The following is a 4,715-nucleotide window of genomic DNA, read 5'->3' on the forward strand; positions in this document are numbered from 1 at the left end:
ACTGTTTTTGCAAATTTTTCTGGCTTTTTTTTGCCTCCTCCAACTCCTTTATCCAATCCCTATATTAGCAATCGCTAATGTCGCGACGATATTGCCGGGCGCGCTTTGCTTATAACCAAAACATCGACTTTCCTCGCCAAATACACCCTTATGTCTGGCTGGCCGCATATCAAAACTCGGAAACTTTAGCTAAAAAAAAGTGACCCCAGTTGAGGTATCCGAATTACCTGGACTTTGTTTTCCGTGATGACTGACAATCTGTTCAGGTGTCGTATAACCTGATTGCAATTGATCGAGCCAATGGGCGAGATCGATCTGATCACATTCCCCCGCCTGGATACGCGCAACCAGCAGATCCATGTCATGGACCACATGAGTGAGAATTTGAGAGACCCGATCCTGAAACTGCAATGATACGATCACATTGGAGACATCATCACGCACCCCATCACTTTCCGCACGCAGTATCCGGGTAGAATGATCTAATCTATCCGTGATTCCCTGATAGCGCTCGATCACTGACCGAATGGCTTGATCGGCGTTCTCCACGAGGCTCTTGTCCTGGGAGGCAAAATGTGCAGCCGCTTCACGGGTTTCATCAATGGCACGATTGACGGCCTGTACCTTGCTGGCAATGCTCTGCCCGGCCTGACCCGACTGGCTTGACAGTGAGCGCACCTCATCCGCCACAACGGCAAATCCACGCCCCTGTTCACCAGCTCTGGCAGCCTCTATGGCAGCATTCAACGCCAGTAGATTGGTTTGGGAGGCAACAGCGGACACTGAATCAGCCATGCCCTCCATTTCCTTGGTGAACTCCGCCAGTTCACTGATCTTGCTCATGAGCACTTCTTTTACCTCAAGCGCCAGATAGAGTTCCTTGAGGACGTTTTCCAATTCCATCGTGCAGGCGGCAATATTTTCCATCACGCTCTGCTCATGGCCACCGCTGACTTCATCCGAGGAGGCCAGGGCGTGTTCCAGACGCTGACGGATGTTGTCGAATTGCGCGACCAGATCAGAGACCGCGGATTCCGTATGCTTTCTGGCTGAATCTACATGTCGGCCCCAAATGGGCAACACTGCCTTGGCCACCTTTTCGATGGCGCGGGATGCCGGTGGCTTGATGGACTCAGGCGGTGCAATGGAGGGTTCTCGGGAAGTTTCGCTGATCACCGGATCAGGAAATCGAAAAAATCTTGGCAGCAACCCCATGGTCACTGAAAGAAGCATCAGAAGCAGCACGGCCCACCAAGCACTGGAAGCCGTCGTCAACACCAGCATCACGCTGCCCACCAAGCCGACAACAACTGGGGACAACAGCTGCAAAAACAGCGGCCCAGAGGTGGCTTTTTGATCCATGATTGCTCCCTTTCCCTGCCGTATGTGAGATGGTTTTCACAACGAACTGAAGGCAAAAAAACTCGTGATTTGTTTTTTGATTCTTCTTCTTATTCTATCCTAAATCGCCCGATCCGTCCCTGCTGGCTGTCTGCCAATCAGGCCGGTTCGTCACCATACCGTAGCGGCACCTGCACCAAAAACCTGAGCACAGGACGGCTCCAGCTCAGCCAGCCGCCCGACTTCGTAGCGTTGATGATGTCCTGCTGGGGGCGTCGGTCCTATAGCTGCCGGGCAAACAGGTCATGTTCCGAGGCGTCGATGATTTCTACTTCGGCCCAGTCCCCCGGCTGCAATGATTCCCCGTCACTTACAAACACCAGACCATCAATCTCCGGGGCATCGGCGCTGGAGCGGGCAATGGCGGTGCCCTCCTCATCCCGATGGTCCACCAGCACGCGGATTCGTTGTCCCACTTTTTTGGCCAGCCGGGCCTGGCTGATTTCGGCCTGGACTGCCATGAACCGGGCCATGCGGGCTTCCTTGATCGCTTCGGGTATGGCACCGGGCAGGGCATTGGCTGGCGCTCCCTCCACCGGCGAATAGCAAAAGCACCCCACCCGGTCCAGCTGGGCCTCGCGGATAAAATCCAGCAGGGTTTCAAAATCCTGCTCTGTTTCGCCGGGAAAACCAACGATGAAGGTACTGCGCAGGGTGATATCCGGGCAAATTTCCCGCCATTGGTGAATACGATCCAGTACCCGTTCCGTGGCCGCCGGGCGACCCATGGCCTTGAGTATCCGGGGGCTGCCATGCTGCAGGGGAACATCCAGATAGGGCAGGATGTGCCCATCGGCCATCAGTGGGATCAGGTTGTCCACATGGGGATAGGGATAAACGTAATGCAGCCGCACCCAGACCCCCAGACTGCCCAGGGCTTCGGCCAGGGTCTGGATATGGGTACGCAGCGGTCTGCCCCCCCAAAAGCCGGTGCGATGTTTCACATCCAGTCCGTAAGCCCCCGCATCCTGGGACACCACCAGCAGTTCCTTGACTCCGGCAGCTACCAGATTATCCGCTTCCTGCATCACCTCCCCCAGAGGGCGACTGACCAAAGGGCCGCGAAAGCGGGGGATGACACAAAAGCTGCACTGATGATTGCAGCCCTCGGAGATTTTCAGGTAGGCAAAATGCCGGGGGGTAAGGCGCACCCCCTGGGGCGGTACCAGATTCTCGAAAGGGGCATGGGGAGCGGGCAGATGGGCATGTACCGCTGCCATCACCTGCTGGTAGGCATGGGGGCCGGAAACCGCCAGAACCTGGGGAAAACGCTCGCGGATTCTGTCGGCGTCCGCCCCCAGACAGCCGGTGACAATCACCCGGCCATGTTCTGTCAGGGCCTCGTCAATGGCCTCCAGAGATTCGGTGACGGCAGCGTCGATGAAGCCACAGGTATTGACCACCACCAGATCCGCATCGGTATAGGTGGGGGAGACACCGTAGCCTTCGGCTCGAAGCTGGGTGAGGATCCGCTCGCTATCGGACAATGCCTTGGGACAACCCAGGCTGATGAAACCGACGCGGGGAGGGATAGCAGTTACAGGCTGGTTCACGGGGGACTCACAACAAGAGGCGGCGGGCAGGGTGCAGGCGCTCCCATCCTGCACGCCTTGTATCTGGTGGAAGCATCCAGTATATTGCCGCTCTTTTCCTGAGCGCTATATAGGCTTTCGAGGGTGCCTTTGTCAACACCGGCCCCTTTACGAGGCAGAGCCTCGCTGCCCAGTGGGTGGAAAGCCCACACCGAGTCCAGCAGTTGTCATGCTGCAGTTGCAATTCCTCCTGTGATCAAACATCGCAGGTTTCCTTGCGGAGGTACTATGAAGGCGGATATCCACCCTGATTACCATGATGTCGACGTGAGCTGCAGTTGCGGCAATGCGTTCACCACCCGTTCCACCCATGCCGGCAACAGCCTGCAGGTGGAAGTGTGCTCCGCCTGTCATCCGTTTTATACCGGCAAGCAGAAGATTGTCGATACGGCGGGTCAGGTAGACAAGTTCCGCCGCCGCTACGGCATGTAGGATCAGGCCGGGTCATGGCTCGGCATACGGGATTCAAAACAGGGGCGCTGTGGGTTGGCGCCCTTGTTGCATTGGTCGCCGGTCCAGTCCAGGCGGTGAATCTGCCTGCCTCCTGTGTTGGGCCGGCGGATCGTCCCGTGGAACAGGCCCGGGTGGACCACGTCCATGACGGCGATACCGTGCGTTTGGCCGACGGTACCCGGGTGCGGATGGTTGGCCTGGATACCCCCGAGATATTCTGGCGGGAGCACAGTGCCGAACCCTATGGTCACGAGGCCCGTCAGGCGCTGATTGATATTCTTCAGGCCCATGATGATCGGGTGTTGCTGGTGTATGACCAGGAGCGATACGACCGTTATCAACGACTCCTGGCCCATCTGTTTACCCCTGATGGCACATCCATTCATGCCCTGTTGCTGGCCCGTGGTCTGGCAGTGGGGCTGACCATTCCCCCCAATGACTGGAATCTGCGTTGTTATCGGGATGCAGAAGCCCAGGCCCGTGAGGCCGGGCTGAAGGTCTGGGGACTGCCCCATCTGCAGCGGGTATTTCCGGCCAGGGAACTGCCCAGGGATGCCCAGGGATTTCGGCGGGTGAGTGGCAAGGTGGTGCGGGTGGGGGAAAGTCGCCACGCCTACTGGATCAATCTGGAAGGGGATGTGGCCTTTCGGATCGACCGGGAGGATATGATGTATTTCCCCGGTCTGGACAACCCCAGAACATTACGGGGACGGGAAGTGATTGGGCGGGGTCTGGTCTATACCCATCAGGGTCAACCCCGTATCCGGATTCGCCACGCTGCTGATCTGGACATTCTGGAGTGACTGCTCCCCGCCCTAAGCGCTGACGCGCCACGGGCGAGGCTTCCCACTTCTCAGGCAGCAGCCGGCGATGTGCCGGACTTACGCAAGCCTCCATGGGCAGAGACGGACAGCCCTTCCGCCTTCAGCTTTACTATGCCTTGATGCTTGATGTTCAGCGCCGCGTTGATATCCCGGTCATGCTGTGTGTGGCAGGCCGGGCATTCCCACGACCGGACGTTCAACGGCATGGCGTCCCTCTTGTGCTGGCAGACATGGCAGGTTTTGGAGCTGGCAAACCACGGGTCGATCTTGACCAGATGCTTGCCCTGCTCCCTGGCCTTGTAGTCCAGCTTGGTGGTCAAGGCATACCAGGACGCATCGCCGATGTGCTTGGCGAGTCTGGCGTTTTTCATCATGTTGCCGACCTTCAGCGTCTCGACGATCACCGCTTGGTTGTCGTCAACGATCTGTCGAGAGAGCTTGTGCT

At 57.6% G+C, this 4,715-nt stretch carries 5 protein-coding genes; 2 read left to right on the forward strand and 3 right to left on the reverse strand.

What is annotated here, in order from left to right; translation table 11 throughout:
- Positions 1-189: 189 nt before the first annotated feature.
- A complete protein-coding gene (locus BMX62_RS13295; RefSeq protein WP_090209588.1) occupies positions 190-1,362 on the reverse strand; it encodes a methyl-accepting chemotaxis protein in 1,173 nt (390 codons plus the stop codon).
- 260 nt (positions 1,363-1,622) lie between these two features.
- Entirely contained in the window at positions 1,623-2,954 is a 1,332-nt protein-coding gene (gene rimO / locus BMX62_RS12380; protein ID WP_090209598.1) for a 30S ribosomal protein S12 methylthiotransferase RimO, read from the reverse strand.
- A gap of 267 nt (positions 2,955-3,221) precedes the next feature.
- On the opposite strand from rimO, the gene rpmE reads away from it, so the two are divergent.
- Together rpmE and BMX62_RS12390 are read left to right on the forward strand one after the other, a co-directional pair.
- The gene (gene rpmE / locus BMX62_RS12385; RefSeq protein WP_090209591.1) at positions 3,222-3,425 is read left to right on the forward strand and encodes a 50S ribosomal protein L31; all 204 of its coding nucleotides are present in this window, start codon (positions 3,222-3,224) and stop codon (positions 3,423-3,425) included.
- 95 nt (positions 3,426-3,520) lie between these two features.
- Positions 3,521-4,249: a thermonuclease family protein gene (locus BMX62_RS12390; protein WP_238375993.1), complete on the forward strand. Its 729-nt coding sequence runs from the start codon at positions 3,521-3,523 to the stop codon at positions 4,247-4,249.
- Between the two features lie 50 nt (positions 4,250-4,299).
- Here the strand turns inward: BMX62_RS12390 and BMX62_RS12395 are convergent.
- Positions 4,300-4,715 (reverse strand): RNA-guided endonuclease TnpB family protein (locus BMX62_RS12395; protein ID WP_143339812.1); only part of this gene is annotated, 416 nt, incomplete at its 5' end.

Source organism: Ectothiorhodospira magna (assembly GCF_900110965.1).
GTDB lineage: Bacteria > Pseudomonadota > Gammaproteobacteria > Ectothiorhodospirales > Ectothiorhodospiraceae > Ectothiorhodospira > Ectothiorhodospira magna.

Bases quoted from the DNA above. Each gene is read 5' to 3' on its own strand.
- BMX62_RS13295 (WP_090209588.1), bottom strand. From the start codon at position 1,362: ATGGATCAAAAAGCCACCTCTGGGCCGCTGTTTTTGCAGCTGTTGTCC.
- rpmE (WP_090209591.1), top strand. From the start codon at position 3,222: ATGAAGGCGGATATCCACCCTGATTACCATGATGTCGACGTGAGCTGC.